Source organism: Acidovorax sp. 56, from assembly GCF_002749705.1.
GTDB lineage: Bacteria > Pseudomonadota > Gammaproteobacteria > Burkholderiales > Burkholderiaceae_C > Acidovorax.
Window position 1 is genome coordinate 509,917 of the sequence record NZ_PEEV01000001.1, and the last position, 16,068, is coordinate 525,984.

Genomic DNA, 16,068 nt, shown 5'->3' on the forward strand with positions numbered 1-16,068 from the left:
CCTTGGCTTACAGTGCTGCGCGCAGACGCAATCCAGCCCCCGGGCATTCCCGGGGGCGGCCACCAACCCATACAGGAGATCCATCGCATGACAGACATTGACTTCAAGGGCCGCGTGGCCATCGTGACCGGGGCTGGGGGCGGGCTGGGGCGCCAGCATGCACTGGCCTTGGCGGCACGCGGTGCCAAGGTGCTGGTCAATGACCTGGGCGGGGCGGTGGACGGCAGCGGTGGCACGGTGGGCGCGGCCCAGAAGGTGGTGGACGAAATCCGCGCCGCAGGGGGCGAGGCACTGGCCAATGGCGCTTCGGTGACCGACTTTGCGGCCGTGCAGGCCATGGTGCAGCAGGCGGTGGACGCCTGGGGCCGTGTGGATGTGCTGGTGAACAACGCGGGCATCTTGCGCGACAAGTCGTTCGGCAAGATGGAGATGGACGACTTCAGGCTCGTGGTGGATGTGCACCTGATGGGCGCCGCCCACTGCTGCAAGGCCGTGTGGCCCCACATGGTGGCGCAGCAATACGGGCGCATCGTCATGACGACCTCGTCCACCGGCCTGTACGGCAACTTTGGCCAGGCCAACTACGGCGCGGCCAAGCTGGCCCAGGTGGGCCTGATGCAGACCCTGGCCATTGAAGGCGCCAAACACAACATCCATGTGAACGCGCTGGCCCCCACAGCGGCCACGCGCATGACCGAGGGGCTCATGCCCCAAGAGGTGCTGGATGCCCTCAAGCCCGAAGCCGTGGTGCCCGCCATGCTGGTGCTGGCACACGAATCGGCCCCCACGCGCACCATCTTGTGTGCGGGCGCAGGCACCTTCGAGGCGGCCCACATCACCCTGACCCAAGGCGTGCACCTGGGCGTGGGCAGCGACATCCCTGAGCAACTGGCCGCGCGCCTGGCCGAAGTGGTGGACCGCACGGGCGAGCAAGTGCCGCAAAGCGGCGCGGCGCAGGGCACCAACGAAGTCGGCAAAGCCCTGGCGCGCCGCTGAGCGCGGGCCCCTGCAAAGGCCGACGGCGCCCGCTGTGTGGTAAAGCACAGCTGGCGCCATCGTGCGCCCCGCCGGGTTTTCAGCCGTTTGGGCTGAAGGACTTGCGCCCGGTCTGGGCGTGAGGCGCTGCGCCGTGCTAAGTTCCGGGCCAACGAGAAGATGGACCGGTATAACGATATGAGCAAATTGCAGGACAGACTGAGCGCATTCACCCCCGACGCCCTGCGCGGCATCCGCCGTGGGGTCGAGAAGGAGGGGCTGCGTGTGCAGCCCACGGGCGGGCTGGCACTCACCCCGCACCCCAAGGCCCTGGGGTCGGCACTCACGCACCCTCTCATCACCACCGATTACAGCGAATCGCAGCTGGAACTGATCACCGGCGCGCACCGGGGCGTGCAGCAATGCCTGGATGAGCTGACCGAAGTGCACCAGTTTGTGCACCACACCTTGAAGGACAGCGGCGGCGAGCTGCTGTGGGCCTCCAGCATGCCTTGCGGCTTGCCCACCGATGAGACGATTCCGTTGGCCCGTTACGGCGGCTCTAATGTGGGGCGCGCCAAAAGCGTCTACCGCATGGGCCTGGGCCACCGCTATGGCCGCCGCATGCAGACCATCTCGGGCATTCACTACAACTGGTCGTTGCCAGGGGTGAGCAGCGAGCAGTATTTCTCGCTCATCCGCAACTTCCGCCGCCATGCCTTTGTGCTGCTGTACCTGTTTGGCGCATCGCCCGCGCTGTGCCCTTGCTTTGTGCAGGGGCGTGAGCACCGTTTGCAGCGCCTGAGCGACAGCGCCCTGTTCCTGCCGCACGCCACATCGCTGCGCATGGGGCGCCTGGGCTACCAAAGCGACGCGCAGGCCACGCTGGCCGTGAGCTACAACGGCCTGCAAGGCTATGCTAATTCGCTGCACGAAGCGTTGACCAAGCCTTACCCCGCGTATGAGACGGTGGGTGTGCGCAACCCGGGCGGTGACTACAACCAGCTGGGCACCAGCCTGCTGCAGATCGAAAACGAGTTCTACGGCACCATCCGCCCCAAGCGCACCGTGCGCACGGGCGAGCGCCCGCTGCACGCGCTGCGCGAGCGCGGTGTCGAATATGTCGAAGTGCGCCTGATGGACCTGGACCCGTTTGTGCCCGTGGGCATCACCGCGCCCACCATGCGGCTGCTGGATGTGTTTTTGCTGCACTGCCTGCTGTCGGACAGCCCGCCCGACACCCCTGCAGAAATCGCTGAACTGCAGCGCAACCAGCACCTGACGGCCGAGCGTGGCCGCGAGCCCGGCCTGCAACTGCAGCGCAATGGCCAGAACGTGGCGCTGACCACCTGGGGCGACGAAGTGCTGGCCGCGTGCGAGCCCTTGGCCGCCGCGCTGGACGCCACCCACGGCACCACCGACTACAGCGCCGCGCTGCGCGACGCCCGTGCGCTCATGCAGGCGCCAGAGCGCACGCCATCGGCCCGTGTGCTGGACACCATGGCCCAGCAGCACGCCAGCAGCTTCGAGGGGTTTGCCTTCCGCCAATCCGAGCACGCCCGCGACGCCTTGCTGGCCCTGCCCTGGAGCGCAGAGCAGCAGGCGCGTTACCTGGCCATGAGCGACGAATCCATCGCCGCCCAAAAAGCCATCGAAGCGGCCGACACCCTGCCGTTTGAAACCTGGCGCGAGCAGTACATGGCCGTGGAAGGCTTGGGCTGAGTCTGGATGCAGGGCGTTTTGCTATCGAATAAATAGCTGCTAGCGCTTATTAGTCAAGCGCTAGATCCATTTTTTGCTTGAATCGGCTAGCCGTTCAGCGCCTGCAAAGCATCCTGCCGCCAGTATTCGGCAGCGCTGAGAAACCCCTCCCACACACAGCCATTGCAGCCCCGGCCGCAACAGGTGGTGGGCTCTGGCGGCGGCGGGCGCAGGGGCACGCCCTGGACCAGCGCCTGCGACTGCAGCACCGCAAACATCGCCAGGGCGCTGGGCCCGTCGGTGGCCTGGGCGGTGGTGCCAGCACCGGGACCGCTGGCAGGCAACGTGCTCATTGCCGATGGGCGCCCGCACGTACGCGGCGCACCACGTATTGCACGATGAACGCCGCGCCCAGCACCAGCGCAAACCAGCCTACCGCAGCCACTTGGCCCATCAACTCGCGCACGCTGCCAGAGCGGGCAACGTAGGGCGCCAGCACAATCACCAGCCCGATCAGTGCGCAGGTAACGCCTTTGAACAGCATCTCCTTGTCGGCTTTGCTGGGTGGCGTTGGGGTGGGGGCAGAGGGCGGGCGTGGTGACATGTCGAACCTGAAGTGGGCGTGGGGGTGAGCGGGGCGGGAATGAACGGTTTTTGCCTGGAACACGCCAGTGAATGGCCGGTGAACCCGGACCGCGATTATCCTTGCCCCCTTCTTCCAGGAGCCCGTTCAGTACCCTGAGCCGGCTTTTAGCCCCGAAAACACCAGAAAGTACCCCCCGCATGGCCATCCAGTGGTTCCCCGGTCACATGCACCTGACCAAAAAAGCCATCACCGAACGCATCAAGGACATTGACGTGGTGATTGAGGTGCTGGATGCGCGCCTGCCGGGCTCTAGCGCCAACCCGTTACTGGCCGAAATCACCGACCACAAGCCCAAGCTCAAGGTGCTCAACAAGCAGGACGTGGCCGACCCCGAACGCACCGCGCTGTGGCTGGACTGGTACAACGCCCAGAGCGAAACGCGCGCCGTGCCGCTTGATGCCTCTGACCCCGCCCCCGCCCGCAAGCTCATTGACGCCTGCCACCTGCTGTCGCCCAACCGGGGCGGCATGGCCAAGCCCATGCGCGTGCTGATCTGCGGCGTGCCCAACGTGGGCAAATCCACGCTGATCAACACCCTGAGCAACAAACGCCAGGCCAAGACGGGCGACGAAGCGGGCATTACCAAGCTGGAGCAGCGCATCACGGTGGCCGACGATTTTTACCTGTGGGATACCCCCGGCATGCTGTGGCCCCGCATCATCGTGCCCGAGAGCGGCTACAACCTGGCCGCCAGCGGCGCCGTGGGCCGCAACGCCTACGACGAAGAGCTGGTGGCGCTGGAGTTGCTGCGCCGTCTGCAGCAGCACTACGCGCCCTTGCTGGAGGCGCGCTACAAGCTCGGTCTGCCTGCGGGCGCTGTGGGCGAGATGCACGACGAAGAACTGCTCGAAGCCATCGGCCGCAAGCGGGGGGCCATGCTGGGTGGCGGCCGGGTCAACCTGCAAAAGACGGCCGAGATCGTGATGACGGACTTCCGCACCGCCACGCTGGGCCGCATTACCCTGGAAACGCCCGCAGAGTTTGAAGTCTGGCTGGCCGCCGGGCAGGCGCAAGACGCTGAACGCGCTGCCAAGAAGGAAGCCCGCACCAAAGCCCGCGGCAAGGGCACCGGCCGGCGCGACCCGCAATCGGGCGACGCTGCGACCGAGTAAGCCGCCCCTGTAGCGCCTCTTGCCTCGTGCCCCTGGCCCCTGCGTGGGCGGGCCAGCGGGTTGCTGCCGCGTTGCATCTCCACGTCACATCAGTGGATTCCCGGCTGCGGCCCTGGGGGGCGGCGTTAGGATGGAACGATTGTCCAAACCACCCACCATGGCAGACGTTTCACTCCTGAGCGCATCCGATCAGAGCGATCCCACCATCCGCAAACTGGTGCAGGTGACCGGATGGGCTGTCACCCTGATTGGCTGTTTGGTCGCCTTGCTGCTGCTGCGAGACGACCCGGTGCAGTGGGGCAGGGTGGTCTTGAACCTGTGCGCCGGGCTTGTGGGGGTGGCGGCGCTGGCCCTGGTGCACCTGCGGCGCTGGCTGCTTGCCGCCCATGTGCTGGTGTGGGGCGTGTGGGTGTTTGTGTCGCTGGTGGCCGCGGGCAATGGGGGCGTCAAAGGCCCCAATTTGCTGAACTACCCCGTGCTCATCGTGCTGTCCGGCTGGCTGCTGGGTGGGCGGGCCACGATGTGCTTGCTGGCGTTGACGGGCGGGCTGTTTGGCTTCTTCCTCTGGGCCGATGCCCGGGGCGCACTGCCTGTGACGCCGCCCAACAACCACTACGCCTATGCCGCCTACCTGGCGGGCATTGTGGGGCTCACGGCCACGGCCACGCTGCTGTCGCGGCGCAGCTACCTGGGCCGTGTGGGTGAGGCCCAGGACATGGCGGCCGACTTGGCCGCGCGAGACACCGAGCTGCGCAAACTGCTGCGCGTGGTAGAGCAAAGCCCCGAGAGCACCGTCATCACCGACCTGCAAGGGTGCATCGAATTTGTGAACGACGCCTTTGTGGCCCGCACCGGCTATGCGCGCAGCGAGGTGATTGGCCAGTTGTCTTCGGCCTTCTCGGGCAACGGGCTGGCCCCGGCGCAGCTTGCGGGCCTGCAAGAGACCCTGGCCCGTGGCGAGAGCTGGGCGGGCGAGCAGGCCAACGTGCGCAAGGACGGGGTCACCATCTGGGAGAGCGTGGTGGTGGCGCCCATTCGGCAGCCCGATGGGCGCATCAGCCACCACGTAGAGCTCAAGCAGGACATGAGCGAGCGCAAGCGCGCGGCCGAAGAAATCCACCGCCTGGCCCACTTCGACCCGCTCACCAGCCTGCCCAACCGCTCCATGCTGATCGAGCGGCTGACCGGCCTGCAGGCGCGCCACCAGCGCGCCCCGGATGCCTTGAATGCCCTGCTGTTGCTGGACCTGGACCGCTTCACCACCTTCAATGATGCGCGCGGCAGCGAGATGGGCGACCGGCTGCTGTGTGCGGTGGCGCTGCGCCTGTCGGAATGCCTGGGCGGGCAGGACCTGCTGGTGCGCGTGGCGGCGGACGAGTTTGGCATCGTGCTGCACGGCCTGAGCGCCGATGCCGCCGCCGCAGGCCGCCGCGCCCTGGTGTTTGCCGAGCAGGTGGCGCAGGCCCTGGCCCAGCCATTGCCCCTGGGGCTGCAGGCGGGCGACGCGGCCGAAGAGGCACAGCTGCAGGCCAGCATTGGCATCACCCTGTACCCACAGGGGATGGATGACCTGCCACTGAACGCCATGGGGCGGGCAGGAACGGCGCTGCACCGCGCCAAGCACGGGGGCGGTGCCCGCGCGGCGTTTTTTGAGCAAGGCATGGGCGAGGTGGCGGCCCAGCGTTTTCACCTGGAGCGCGATTTGCGCCACGCCATCGGCGCGCAGGAGCTGCGGCTGTACGTGCAGCCGCAGGTGGATGGGCGTGGCGAGTTCACCGGGGGCGAGGCGCTGGTGCGCTGGCAGCACCCGCGCGATGGCTTGGTGCCGCCCGGCGTGTTCATCCCGGTGGCGGAAGAGTCGGATTTGATTGTGGGCCTGGGCGACTGGGTGCTGGCGCAGGCCTGCGCGGTGCTGGCCATGCCTGCCTTCAGCCAGCGGCGCTTGCGCATGTCGGTCAACCTCAGTGCGCGGCAGTTTCGCCAAGCCAGTTTTGTGCCCAACCTGCGTGCCTTGCTGGCCACCACGGGGGCCGACCCGACGCTGCTCACGCTGGAAGTGACAGAGGGCCTGGTGATCGAAGACTTTGACGACGCGGTGGCCAAGATGCGCGAGCTGGTGGCCATGGGCCTGGAGTTTGCGCTGGACGACTTTGGCACGGGCTACTCGTCGCTGGCTTACCTCAAGCGGCTGCCTATCCGGGAGCTGAAGATTGACCGCTCGTTCGTGACCGAGGCGCCCACCAATGCCGACGACGGTGCGCTGGTCGAAGCCATTTTGTCGGTGGCCAGCCACTTTGGCCTGCGCGTGGTGGCCGAAGGCGTAGAGACCCGCGAGCAGGTGCGATTTCTGGAGCAGCGCCAGCCTGACATGGTGTACCAGGGCTACCTGTTCGGGCGCCCCGAGCCCGTGGCGCAGTGGGTGGAGCGGCTCGCCCTGTGATGCAGGGGCGCGAGCGAGGCCTGAAGCAAAAATAGCTGCCAGCGCTTATTCAATAAGCGCTGGCAGCTATGTTTTTAGTAGCTATTTTCCGTTGCCTGGTGGCTGCTGACTATTGGCAGAAGCTGGCTGCCTCTGCCGCCTTGTCTGGCGGCCACTCGCTGGGGGCTACTTGTTTTTGTCTTTGCCCTTGGGGAGCACCGTGGTGGTCGGTGGCATGGGGCGGTCGGAACCGCTGGATTCTTTGGGAAGGGAAGTGTCCTTTTTGGGTTTCTTCGCCATCTTGTTGCTGCGCTGTTCGCCTTTGGCCATGGGGCCTCCTGTAAAGGTCTCGGGATGGGACCGCCCCGGCATGGTAAGCCACAAATGCAGGCGCCCAGATGTGTTTTGCTCTCCCTTTTGGGGGGCAATGCAGGGCTGTTACCAGTGCAGTGGCGCGGCGTGGTCTTCCCAGAAAATCCAGCGGCCCACTTCGGCGTAGTCCGAGTTGCCGATGGCATAGGGGTCCGGGCCGGTTTCTACCCGCTGCAGCAGCACCAGATACCCGCTGTGGCTGGTGGCGATCAGGGTGCTGCCGTCCGGCGCCAGGTCGATGGCGGCCACCGCGCCACCAATGTGGTGGTGCCACAGGGGCTGCCCGGTGTCGTCCAGCCCGTGCAGCGTGCCGTTCGCATCGCCCAGCACCACCAACCCGGCTACTGCGGCCGATGCCTCGATTCGCCACTGCGTCTGGATGGCTTGCAGGGCCAGATCGCCCCTTGCAGGCTGCATTGGCGTACCCAGGCTGTGGACCGGGGCCACGCCGGTACTGCCTGCGTACAGGTGGCATGCGCTGGCCAGCAGCGTGGCCGATTCATGCGGGAAGGTGGTGTGCGTGAAGGTGGCGTGGCAAGGGTAGGCAGACAGGGGGGCGTAGCGCGCAAGCACCCTTGCCTCGGCCTGAATGGAGGTCTGGGTCTGAATCACGATATGCGCGCTGTCCTGGCCGCCCACGGCGATGTGTCGCTCGTCGGCAGACAAGGCCATGTGCACCATGTGCAGGCGCAGCATGTGGCCGTCGGGGCAGGCCTGTTGATTCTTGGCCCAGGTGTAGGGGCCGTCTTCGTCCCATTGCAGGGGGTGCAGGCGTTGCACGGCATCTGGCGTGAGCAGGTACACGCCGGTGCTGTTGCGCAGCAATACGCGCTGGCCGTTGTTGAAGGGGATGAGTTCGTCGCACGCCTGGCCTGCCGCACCAGCCGCCAAGCCCAGCGCAGGCGGTATGCCCTCGTTGCCCTGGGGCAATGCAAAGCGGGCGATCACCGGGCCGTCCCACCCCGCGTGGGTGGTGATGTGGGTGCCGTCGCAGCGGGCAAAGCACTGGTGGTTGGGCGAGCGGCCTGCGCCATGCAGGCCGGGCAGGGGCTCGGCCTGCAGGCCCTGCAGCAACCACCACTGGGGTTGGCCAGACTGCACTGTGCGCACCACCACGCGGCTGCCGTTGGGCCCGCTGCCCAGCAGCAGCGCGGGCCCGGTGGCCTGGCCTGCGCGGTAGGCGTGCGCGGCAAACGCATCGGGCGCAAAGGCAAAGCGCTGGCGAAAGCGGGCAGACAGCTCCCCGTCTGCGTGCTGGTGCACCGCACGCGCCAGCTGCAGCACGGCATCGGCCAGCGGGGTTCGGGGGTCTTCGGGCAGGGCGGGGGCGTCATCCGCCACGTGAAAGGGTGACGGGAGGCTGGCCTGCCCGGCCACAGGGGCATCGCCCCTGGGCAAGGTGCCGTCCACCGGGCTTTGTGGGGCCTGCAGGTGCGCGCGCACGGTGCGCACATAGTCTTGCCCACGGCTTTGCCACAGGCCCGAGCATTCCATGCCTTCGGGGCCAAACACGGCGGTGTCGGGCAGGTTGGGCGGCAGTGGGGGCGTGGCCAGCAGCGGGAGTGCGGGCACGGTGGCGGCGGGGCCAGCGGCTTGCAGCGTGGCCGAGCGGCTTTCAATGTGCGCCTGGGCCTGGCGGACCAGGCGCAGCAGCCGTGCCAGGTGGTCTGCCGCGCAGGGGGGCAGGGGGCTGCGGCTTTCGCTTTGGCGCTGGGTGTACTGCACCAGCACCTGCGGTGGGCCTTCGCGTGCTTCGTCCAGGTCCAGCTGGTAGGCGGCGTGGGCATCGTCGGGCGGGTCGCCGGGGCCGTCTTCGCCGTTTTGCCAGCTCAGCTTGAAGGCGCGGCCCCAGGGCTCGCCTTTGTGCAGGCAAGGCTGGCGCGCCCCGATCCAGAGCTGCCCGGCCCAAAAGCCGTTTTTCTCAGCGTCCCACCAGTCGTTGTAGTGCTCGGTGAACAGGGGGCCAGAGGTCAAGGCCTCCAGCCGCGCCGGGGTGATCTCGGCCTGCAACTGTGCCCACAGCGGGTAGCGGGCGCGGGCCTGGGCCGTGCCTTTGCGCACATAGTCCAGCACGCCGCGCCAGGCCTGTTGGCAGGCTTGCCAGGCCTGTGCGTTTTCAGGTGCTTCGGCAGCATCGGGCGGCAGCAAGGCTTGCCAGTCGCCGGGCTCGCCTTGGTGGTAAGGGCGGTACAGCAGGGTGAGCGGGCCTGCAGACGCCGCCTTGGTCGATGCCGTGGAAGGCACGCTGGGTGGAGCGCTGGGCGATGGTGGATGTTGCCTCCCCCGTTTCAGCACCCCTTGCAGCGTGGCCAGGGCGCTGCCCAGCCAGCCTTGGTTGCGCTCCGGGCGGTCCACCGCCAGGTAAAAGTCCCACTGCTTCCACACCGTGATGAACACGCTGTCGTCCCGCGCATCGCCGTCGGCGTCCACATGCTGGCGGCACAGCGAAAAGTCGGTTTGCCCAAACCAGCCCGCTGCCGTGTGCTCTTTGTGCGCGATGACGGGCGAGCGCACGGCGGCCAGGAGGTTCGCGGCGCTGATGGTCTCGTCGGCGAACAAGCCAGGGGTGGGCAGTGGCGGCAGCAGTGCATGCACCAGCGCTGTGGGCTGGGTGAGGGGCTGTTGTGCCTTGGCGGCGCGCAGTACGGCGGCAGGGTCCAGCAGCTGGGCCAGGCTGCCGGTGCCCGCGTCGTCGGCGGCCAGGCAGTGTGGTGGCAGCAGCAGGCCCAGCGTTTCATGGTCTGCTGTTTCATGGTGCGCGTGCATGGGCTGTTCATGCTGGAGGCCCGGTGGGTCTTGCAGCGCAAATTCCAGATGGGGCGGCTTGTTCCAGTGCTGCGCGCTGCCCCGGGTGAACAGGCCCGCCTGGGCGGTGCATTGCCCCAGCACCGTCAGCCCGCCTGGCGCGCCATCGCTCCACAGCAGCGTTTGCACGGCCAGGTCGCCCTGCACATGCAGATGCACGCATTGCAGCACAGCGCTGGTCATACGCGCATCGCCCATGACCAGCGCGTGCACGGGCAGCGGTGTGTGGGCAGGGGGAATGCCCGCCATGGCCGTGGTCAAGGCGCCTTGCAGGTGCAAATGCCCGTTCACCCACAGCAAGGCCCCCTCGGGGTGCGGCGGGGTGGCGGGCAAGGCCGCAGCAGGGATGGGCGCTTGCCACTCGCCAGGGGCGCTGGTGCTGGGCTGTGCGCACAGTTCCAGCGCGGCCAGGTCCAGGTCGCCGTCCACCCACCACACGGGCAAATCGGCCCAAGATGCCGCATCCCGCTGCAGTGCGGCAGCCAGCCAGCAGGTGGCGGGCAGGCGGTGGGCCAGTGCTGCCAGGTGGGTGAGGTGCACGGGGGGAAAGGGCATGGTGTGGAGCAAAGCGGGCTGGGCTGTGGGCTGGCGCGATGGTAGCCGTCCCGGGGGGGGCGCGTCAGGCCGGGCCCGTGGCTGCGGCTTGGCGCGCAGGTGGCAACCATTCCCAAGGCCACTGGGTTTGCAAGCGCTGCCAGTCTGCCGTTGGCGTGGTGGCAGGCCCGCCAGGCTGGGGCGTGTCTTGGGCCATGGCAGGCAGCGCCAGCCCGCTGTGCAATTGCAGCCATTCGCCCGTTACCGGGTGCGGCAGGCTGAGCTGCCACGCATGCAGCCACAGCCGCTGCTGGCCCAGGCGGTCGGCCCACCAGCGGTTGAGGGGGCCTTTGCCGTGCGTGGCGTCGCCAATGATGGGGTGTGCCAGGTGCTTGAGGTGGCGGCGTATCTGGTGGCGGCGGCCGGTGGTGGGCACGGCCTCGACCAGCGCGGCGCGGGTGGTGGCAAAGCGCGGGTCGCTGGCTTGCGGCAGGGTCAGCTGGGCCAGGGTGCGAAAGCGGGTGTGGGCGTCCTGCACGGGGGCGTCGGGCGGGGCGTCGTCGGGGCGCAGGGGGTGGTTGACCTCGGCCTCGGCGGGGGCCCAGCCGCGCACCATGGCCAGGTAGCGCTTGTGGGTGGCGTGCTGCTCAAACGCCTGCGACAGCGCCCGCGCCGCATCGCTGTGCAGCGCCATCACCAGCACGCCGCAAGTGCCTTTGTCCAGCCGGTGCACGGGGTACACATGCTGCCCCAGTTGGTCGCGCAGGGTCTGCATCACAAAGCGCGTCTCGCCTGCATCCAGCCCCGTGCGGTGCACCAGCCAGCCCGCAGGTTTGTAGACGGCCACCAGGTGCTCGTCTTGCCGGAGGATGTGCAATGGTGTGTGCATGGGCGTTGAAAAGGCGACGAGCGTTGCGGGCAAGTTATCAGGGAAGGCGCGGATTGTGCCGCACGCGGCACTCACTACACTGACCCGATCGTGTTGCAGAAAGGATGCCCAGGGATGTCTGCTGGAGATTGGAAAGACATGTATGCCGCCGCTGTGGCGGGCGATCTGGCATTGGTGCGCCACCACATCAGTGCGGGCGTGAACCCCAACTACCAGCACCCCGAGATTTTGTGCACACCACTGGTGGCCAGCCTCATCCATGGTCACCGCGAGATTGCGCACTATCTGCTGGCGCATGGCGCTGACCCCCAATTGCGCTCAGATTTTGACGACATGACACCACTGGAAGCGGCACGCCGCTACCAGCGCAGCGAGTTCGTTGCGCTGCTGCAAGCGTGCGGTGCGAAGGAAGATCGCAAGCCCTTTTGGTGGCGCTGGCTGCCCGTGTAAGGCCTGGCTGCCTGGCATGCCCTGGCTTGCTGGCCTTGCCGCGCATGGCTTGTCCAAGGCGAAAACCAGGCAACGTGCAGGCGACAATCGCAGGGTCATGACGAAAAAAACCATTCTTCCCCTGCAACTGCTGGTTGCCCCCAGCCAAGACGACCCTTCTCCGCTGGTGCTCTACCATGGCCGCCGGTGCCCTGACGGCTTTGGCGCCGCGCTGGCCGCGTGGCTCTACTACGGCGACCGGGCCGAATACGTGGGGCTGGACCACGGCGACGTGCAAACCGTGGCCGACCTGCCTGCGCTGGCGGGGCGTGCGGTGTACATCCTCGACTTCTCTTTCTCCGCCGACATCCTCACCGCCATCGACGCGCAGGCGGCCAAGCTGGTGATGCTGGACCACCACAAGAGCGCGGCGGAAAAGCTCACCGGCTTTGCCTGCCGCTGCGGCGTGGTGCATTTCGACATGAGCAAGTCGGGCGCCCGCCTGGCCTGGGAGTTCTTTCACCCAGAGCAGCCCGTGCCCGCGCTGCTGCAGTACGTGGAAGACCGCGACATCTGGAAGTGGGAGTTTCCGCAAAGCGCGGCCTTCCTCTCGGCACTCGATATGGAGGGCCAGGACTTCGCCCGCTGGAAGGAGATCGCCCATTTCACGCCCGAGCAGCTGGACGCCTTCATGGCCCGTGGCGGCGCCATGGACGAGAAGTACCGCAAGATGGCCCACGACATTGCCGAGGGCGCGCAGCCCCTGGTTTTCAACGGCATCACCGGGCTGATGGTGAATGCGCCGGGCATGTTCCATAGCCTGGTGGGCGACATTCTCTCGGCCAAGACGGGCACGTTTGCGCTGATGTGGAGCGCCAGCGACAAGGGCGTGAAGGCGGGCCTGCGTGCACAGCGCAACTTTGACTGCATCGCCCTGGCCGAGAGCATGGGCGGCGGCGGCCACGCGCAGGCGTGCGGCTTTCGGATGGGGGTGGAGCGGTTGCCTGAGTTGCTGTCGGGCACCTTCAACGCTTGAAGGTGGCGAGGTCTTTCAATAAAAATGGGCTCTAGCGCTTATCGAATAAGCGCTAGCAGCTATTGAAAATGTAGCAATGGGTGTTGCGCACCGCAGGGTGTGCAACCCCACGCCGCCCTAAACCAGCCGCAAATCCGCCCCCTTGGTTCCCGGAAACACCCGCGCCACAGCCGCTGCGTTGAGCCCGTACAGGCGCGCAAACAGCCCGCCCAGAACGCTGCGGTAGTCGTTGAGCACGGGGTAGTCGCGGTTTTGGAACAAGGTGGTGGGCGTGAGTGCTTGTTGTTCGCCCGCGATGCGCCCGCCCTGCAAGGCGCCGCCCAGCACCCAGAACACCGTGCCGTGGCCGTGGTCAGTGCCCCGGTTGCCGTTTTCGCGGAAGGTGCGGCCAAACTCGCTGACAACCACCACCACGGTGGACTTCCAGGCCGCCCCCATTTCGTCGGCAAAGCCAGCCAGGCCCTGGCCCAGTTCTTCGAGCCGGTTGGCCAGCGCCCCGGTGGCGGCCCCCTGCGCCACATGGGTGTCCCAGCCGCCCACGTCCACAAAACCAATCTGGTAGCGCGCCTGCATCAGCCGCGCCATGCGCCGGGCCGTGCCCTCAAAGCCCTTGGTGCTCAGCGCGTTGCGGCTGGCGGCTTCCATTTCGCCCTGCATGGTGCGGGCCACTTCGTCCCGCGTGGCAAAGCCTTCGGCCACGGGTGTTGCCAGTGCCGTGCCTTGGTACATGGATGCGATGAGCTGGGCCTGCCGTGCATCCACGCCACCCCGGCCAGCGCCTGCACTGAGCAAGGTGTTGGGTACATCGACCGCGCCGCGCAGCACCAGGGGCAGGGTGCTGGTGAAGGCCATGGGTTGCAGCGGCGGGGCGCTGGCACCAGCGCGTGGGTTCAGCTCGGCCACCAGCCGGTTCAGAAAGCCGGAGCGGTAGTCGCGCCGCCCACCCACGGGCTGGCCCAGCTCCATGCTGTCTTGCGTGTCGAAGTGGCTGCGCGAGAGATCGTCGGTGCCCGCAAAGGGCACAAACGCCAGCTGGCCCTGCTGGTACAGCGGCAGCATTGAGCCCGCCAGCGCAGGGTGCAGGCCCCAGTCGGGCGTGAGGGGCAGGGCACTGCCCTGCTGCCCTGGGCGGGCAATGGCGATGTTGGGCCGCGACTCGTAATAAAAGCTGCTGCCCGTGGGCACCAGCAGGCTGGCGCAGTCGTATCCACCACGCAAGAACACGAGCAGAAAGCGCACATCTTGTGCCTGTGGTGCGGCCAGCACGCCCGCGCTGCCAACGGCCAGCGTGCTGGCGCCCAGGGCTTGTAGAAGGTGCCTGCGAAGCATGGAACAGTCCTTTCAATAGCCGGGCGTATGGCTTCGATGGCGGCACATGGATTTGCACGCTCTGGCCCGGGGCGCTAAACGACTCAGGGGGATGTGCGCCATGGTGTCCTCACCCGTACATGAACTCAGGCGACGCGAGGAACAGCAGGTTCCACTCGCGCGGGGATGTGGCTTGCTCCAGCGCCTGGCGCGTGGCGGCCGATCGGCTGGGCAGCATGGCCTGCACGTAGGCGCTTTGCGCCAAGGGTGGGGGCGTGCGGGCAGCAGCCGGTGGTGCAGAAGACGCCGCAGGCGCGCGCGACGGGACCATGCCCATGTCCGGTGGTGCCGGGGCCGCCACGGCGGTGCCAGCACCTCCGGCGCCCCCAGCCCCAATGGCCCGGGCGATGTCAAAACGGCTGGCCATCTGCCCCGACCCGGACCACGCGGCAGCGTCCAGCGGATAACCGTCGGGCGTGGCGCGGCCATACAGGGGCTCGGCCAGGCGCTGCAGCCAGCCCAGTGCGGGCTCCACGCTGGGCAACACCGCGTCGCCATGCGCCAGGCGCAGGCTGGCCAGCACGTAGTGCACCGGGTCGCGAAACCGCTGGCCCAGCGATGCGCGAAATTCTGCGGTGGCAAAGAGTGCTTGCAGCACGGCGGCAATGTCGCCATCGGTGCGCTCGAAGGTGCGGGCCAGGGTCTGCAGCAGCGCGGGCGTAGGCTGGTCACCCACCATGAACAGTGCGATCTTGCGGGTGATGAAGCGTGCCGTGGCCGGGGCGCGTGCCAGCCGGTCCAGCGCCTCGTCCACCTCGGCCAGGCCCTCGGCTTTGAGGGGCTGGCCCAGCAGCGTCTTGGGGTCCCAGTCGTGGCGCTGGGGGTTGAACTCGAACAGGCCTTCGCGCACGTAGTGGCGGCGCAGTGCGGGCTTCATGCGCGGTGGCTCGTCGCCCAGCGGGCGCAGCGAGATGCCCACGCCGGTGAGCACGCGCGCCAGCTCTTGCACATCTTGCTGGCTGTAGCCGCCGTCCACGCCCAGGGTGTGCAGCTCCATCAGCTCACGGGCGTAGTTCTCGTTGATGCGGCCTGCGGCATTCTGGGCATTGTCCAGGTAGTGCAGCATGGCCGGGTGGCGCACGGTGGCGCCCAGCAGGTCGCGAAAGCGCCCCATCGCATGCGGGCGCACGGCGCGCTCTTCGTAGTCGCCCACCAGAGCGCGCAGGTTGCCCTTGCCTGCGAAGACGTTGAAGTGGTTCATCCAGAACCAGGTCATCTTCTCGCGCAAAGGGGTGGGGGAGTACAGCGCACGCAGCACGTGGCGGGTGGCTGCCTCTTGCTGCAGGGCGCGCATGTCTTGCTGCCAGGCGTTCAGGGCGGCCTTGCGCTCGTCTTCGGTTGGGCGTGCCTTGGCCTCGCGTTGGCGGGCTTCCATATCGAGCGCCAGGGCTTCGATAGGCGTGCGCGAGATCACCATGGCGTCGATCTGCGCCTGGGCGGCAGCAGGCAGTGCCGCAGTGGTGCCCGCGCGCAGTTGCTGGGCCAGGTAGGCGCCGATGCCCCTGGTGCCCTGTGCGCCCAGGGCGTGCGCGCCCCGCGCCGTGCAACCCCAGGTGACACGGTCCAGCAGGCGCGCGGTGGTGCGCTCGTCGGCCACTCCCCAGGTGTCAGGGCCCGTGGCGCTGGCAGGCAGTGGTGCCGCGTGTGCGCTGCGGGCGGGGCGTGGCGCGCTAGATGTGCACGATGCGCCCGAAGCGGCCAAACCCAGCAGGCCCACCAGCAAGGTGCGGCGGGCGATGGCGGTGGGGGGCGCGGAAGAAGGGGTCATGGGGCCTCACGCAG

Annotated in this window: 13 protein-coding genes; 6 read left to right on the forward strand and 7 right to left on the reverse strand. The window is 67.7% G+C overall.

From position 1 onward, the window contains the following. Window positions 1-87: 87 nt before the first annotated feature. Together CLU88_RS02125 and gshA are read left to right on the forward strand one after the other, a co-directional pair. A complete protein-coding gene (locus CLU88_RS02125) occupies window positions 88-996 on the forward strand; it encodes an SDR family NAD(P)-dependent oxidoreductase (RefSeq protein WP_099655185.1) in 909 nt (302 codons plus the stop codon). Window positions 997-1,173: 177 nt separating this feature from the next. After that, window positions 1,174-2,697: a glutamate--cysteine ligase gene (gshA, locus tag CLU88_RS02130; protein WP_099655186.1), complete on the forward strand. Its 1,524-nt coding sequence runs from the start codon at window positions 1,174-1,176 to the stop codon at window positions 2,695-2,697. Between the two features lie 86 nt (window positions 2,698-2,783). Here gshA and CLU88_RS02135 read toward each other — a convergent pair whose 3' ends face one another. Beyond that, complete coding sequence (locus CLU88_RS02135) at window positions 2,784-3,029, reverse strand: oxidoreductase-like domain-containing protein (RefSeq protein ID WP_233205349.1); 246 nt, start codon at window positions 3,027-3,029, stop codon at window positions 2,784-2,786. Next, window positions 3,026-3,280 (reverse strand): hypothetical protein, encoded by a 255-nt coding sequence (locus CLU88_RS02140; protein ID WP_099655187.1) that lies wholly within the window; start codon window positions 3,278-3,280, stop codon window positions 3,026-3,028. The genes CLU88_RS02135 and CLU88_RS02140 overlap by 4 nt, the downstream gene beginning before the upstream one ends. Before the next feature lie 179 nt (window positions 3,281-3,459). Between CLU88_RS02140 and ylqF the strand changes: the two genes are divergently transcribed. Together ylqF and CLU88_RS02150 are read left to right on the forward strand one after the other, a co-directional pair. Continuing rightward, window positions 3,460-4,434, forward strand: a complete 975-nt coding sequence (gene ylqF, locus CLU88_RS02145; RefSeq protein WP_099655188.1) for a ribosome biogenesis GTPase YlqF — start codon at window positions 3,460-3,462, stop codon at window positions 4,432-4,434. 157 nt (window positions 4,435-4,591) lie between these two features. Then, on the forward strand, window positions 4,592-6,874 hold the full coding sequence (locus CLU88_RS02150) for a bifunctional diguanylate cyclase/phosphodiesterase (RefSeq protein ID WP_099655189.1): 2,283 nt from the start codon (window positions 4,592-4,594) through the stop codon (window positions 6,872-6,874). A gap of 165 nt (window positions 6,875-7,039) precedes the next feature. On the opposite strand, the gene CLU88_RS23055 is transcribed toward CLU88_RS02150, so the two are convergent. The 3 genes from CLU88_RS23055 to CLU88_RS02160 form a co-directional block, all read right to left on the reverse strand. Then, a complete protein-coding gene (locus CLU88_RS23055) occupies window positions 7,040-7,183 on the reverse strand; it encodes a hypothetical protein (protein WP_162995987.1) in 144 nt (47 codons plus the stop codon). A 108-nt stretch (window positions 7,184-7,291) separates the two neighbouring features. Further along, the gene (locus CLU88_RS02155; protein ID WP_099655190.1) at window positions 7,292-10,585 is read right to left on the reverse strand and encodes a hypothetical protein; all 3,294 of its coding nucleotides are present in this window, start codon (window positions 10,583-10,585) and stop codon (window positions 7,292-7,294) included. 64 nt (window positions 10,586-10,649) lie between these two features. Further along, on the reverse strand, window positions 10,650-11,453 hold the full coding sequence (locus tag CLU88_RS02160) for a pseudouridine synthase (protein ID WP_099655191.1): 804 nt from the start codon (window positions 11,451-11,453) through the stop codon (window positions 10,650-10,652). A 114-nt stretch (window positions 11,454-11,567) separates the two neighbouring features. Here CLU88_RS02160 and CLU88_RS02165 point away from each other — a divergent pair, with 114 nt between their 5' ends. Next, a complete protein-coding gene (locus tag CLU88_RS02165; RefSeq protein WP_099655192.1) occupies window positions 11,568-11,903 on the forward strand; it encodes an ankyrin repeat domain-containing protein in 336 nt (111 codons plus the stop codon). Between the two features lie 97 nt (window positions 11,904-12,000). Further along, a complete protein-coding gene (locus tag CLU88_RS02170; RefSeq protein ID WP_099655193.1) occupies window positions 12,001-12,918 on the forward strand; it encodes a DHH family phosphoesterase in 918 nt (305 codons plus the stop codon). A gap of 117 nt (window positions 12,919-13,035) precedes the next feature. Here CLU88_RS02170 and CLU88_RS02175 read toward each other — a convergent pair whose 3' ends face one another. Both CLU88_RS02175 and CLU88_RS02180 read right to left on the reverse strand, forming a co-directional pair. Further along, window positions 13,036-14,247 (reverse strand): DUF1501 domain-containing protein, encoded by a 1,212-nt coding sequence (locus tag CLU88_RS02175; protein ID WP_099655194.1) that lies wholly within the window; start codon window positions 14,245-14,247, stop codon window positions 13,036-13,038. 109 nt (window positions 14,248-14,356) lie between these two features. Next, complete coding sequence (locus tag CLU88_RS02180) at window positions 14,357-16,054, reverse strand: DUF1800 domain-containing protein (protein ID WP_099655195.1); 1,698 nt, start codon at window positions 16,052-16,054, stop codon at window positions 14,357-14,359. Between the last annotated feature and the right edge of the window lie 14 nt (window positions 16,055-16,068).

What these genes read in the sequence shown, in the direction of transcription:
- CLU88_RS02175 (WP_099655194.1), bottom strand. Translation starts at nt 14,247, where the DNA reads ATGCTTCGCAGGCACCTTCTACAAGCCCTGGGCGCCAGCACGCTGGCC.
- CLU88_RS02170 (WP_099655193.1), top strand. Translation starts at nt 12,001, where the DNA reads ATGACGAAAAAAACCATTCTTCCCCTGCAACTGCTGGTTGCCCCCAGC.
- CLU88_RS02155 (WP_099655190.1), bottom strand. Translation starts at nt 10,585, where the DNA reads ATGCCCTTTCCCCCCGTGCACCTCACCCACCTGGCAGCACTGGCCCAC.
- CLU88_RS02135 (WP_233205349.1), bottom strand. Translation starts at nt 3,029, where the DNA reads ATGAGCACGTTGCCTGCCAGCGGTCCCGGTGCTGGCACCACCGCCCAG.
- CLU88_RS02180 (WP_099655195.1), bottom strand. Translation starts at nt 16,054, where the DNA reads ATGACCCCTTCTTCCGCGCCCCCCACCGCCATCGCCCGCCGCACCTTG.
- CLU88_RS02150 (WP_099655189.1), top strand. Translation starts at nt 4,592, where the DNA reads ATGGCAGACGTTTCACTCCTGAGCGCATCCGATCAGAGCGATCCCACC.
- gshA (WP_099655186.1), top strand. Translation starts at nt 1,174, where the DNA reads ATGAGCAAATTGCAGGACAGACTGAGCGCATTCACCCCCGACGCCCTG.
- CLU88_RS02125 (WP_099655185.1), top strand. Translation starts at nt 88, where the DNA reads ATGACAGACATTGACTTCAAGGGCCGCGTGGCCATCGTGACCGGGGCT.
- CLU88_RS02140 (WP_099655187.1), bottom strand. Translation starts at nt 3,280, where the DNA reads ATGTCACCACGCCCGCCCTCTGCCCCCACCCCAACGCCACCCAGCAAA.
- ylqF (WP_099655188.1), top strand. Translation starts at nt 3,460, where the DNA reads ATGGCCATCCAGTGGTTCCCCGGTCACATGCACCTGACCAAAAAAGCC.
- CLU88_RS02160 (WP_099655191.1), bottom strand. Translation starts at nt 11,453, where the DNA reads ATGCACACACCATTGCACATCCTCCGGCAAGACGAGCACCTGGTGGCC.
- CLU88_RS02165 (WP_099655192.1), top strand. Translation starts at nt 11,568, where the DNA reads ATGTCTGCTGGAGATTGGAAAGACATGTATGCCGCCGCTGTGGCGGGC.
- CLU88_RS23055 (WP_162995987.1), bottom strand. Translation starts at nt 7,183, where the DNA reads ATGGCCAAAGGCGAACAGCGCAGCAACAAGATGGCGAAGAAACCCAAA.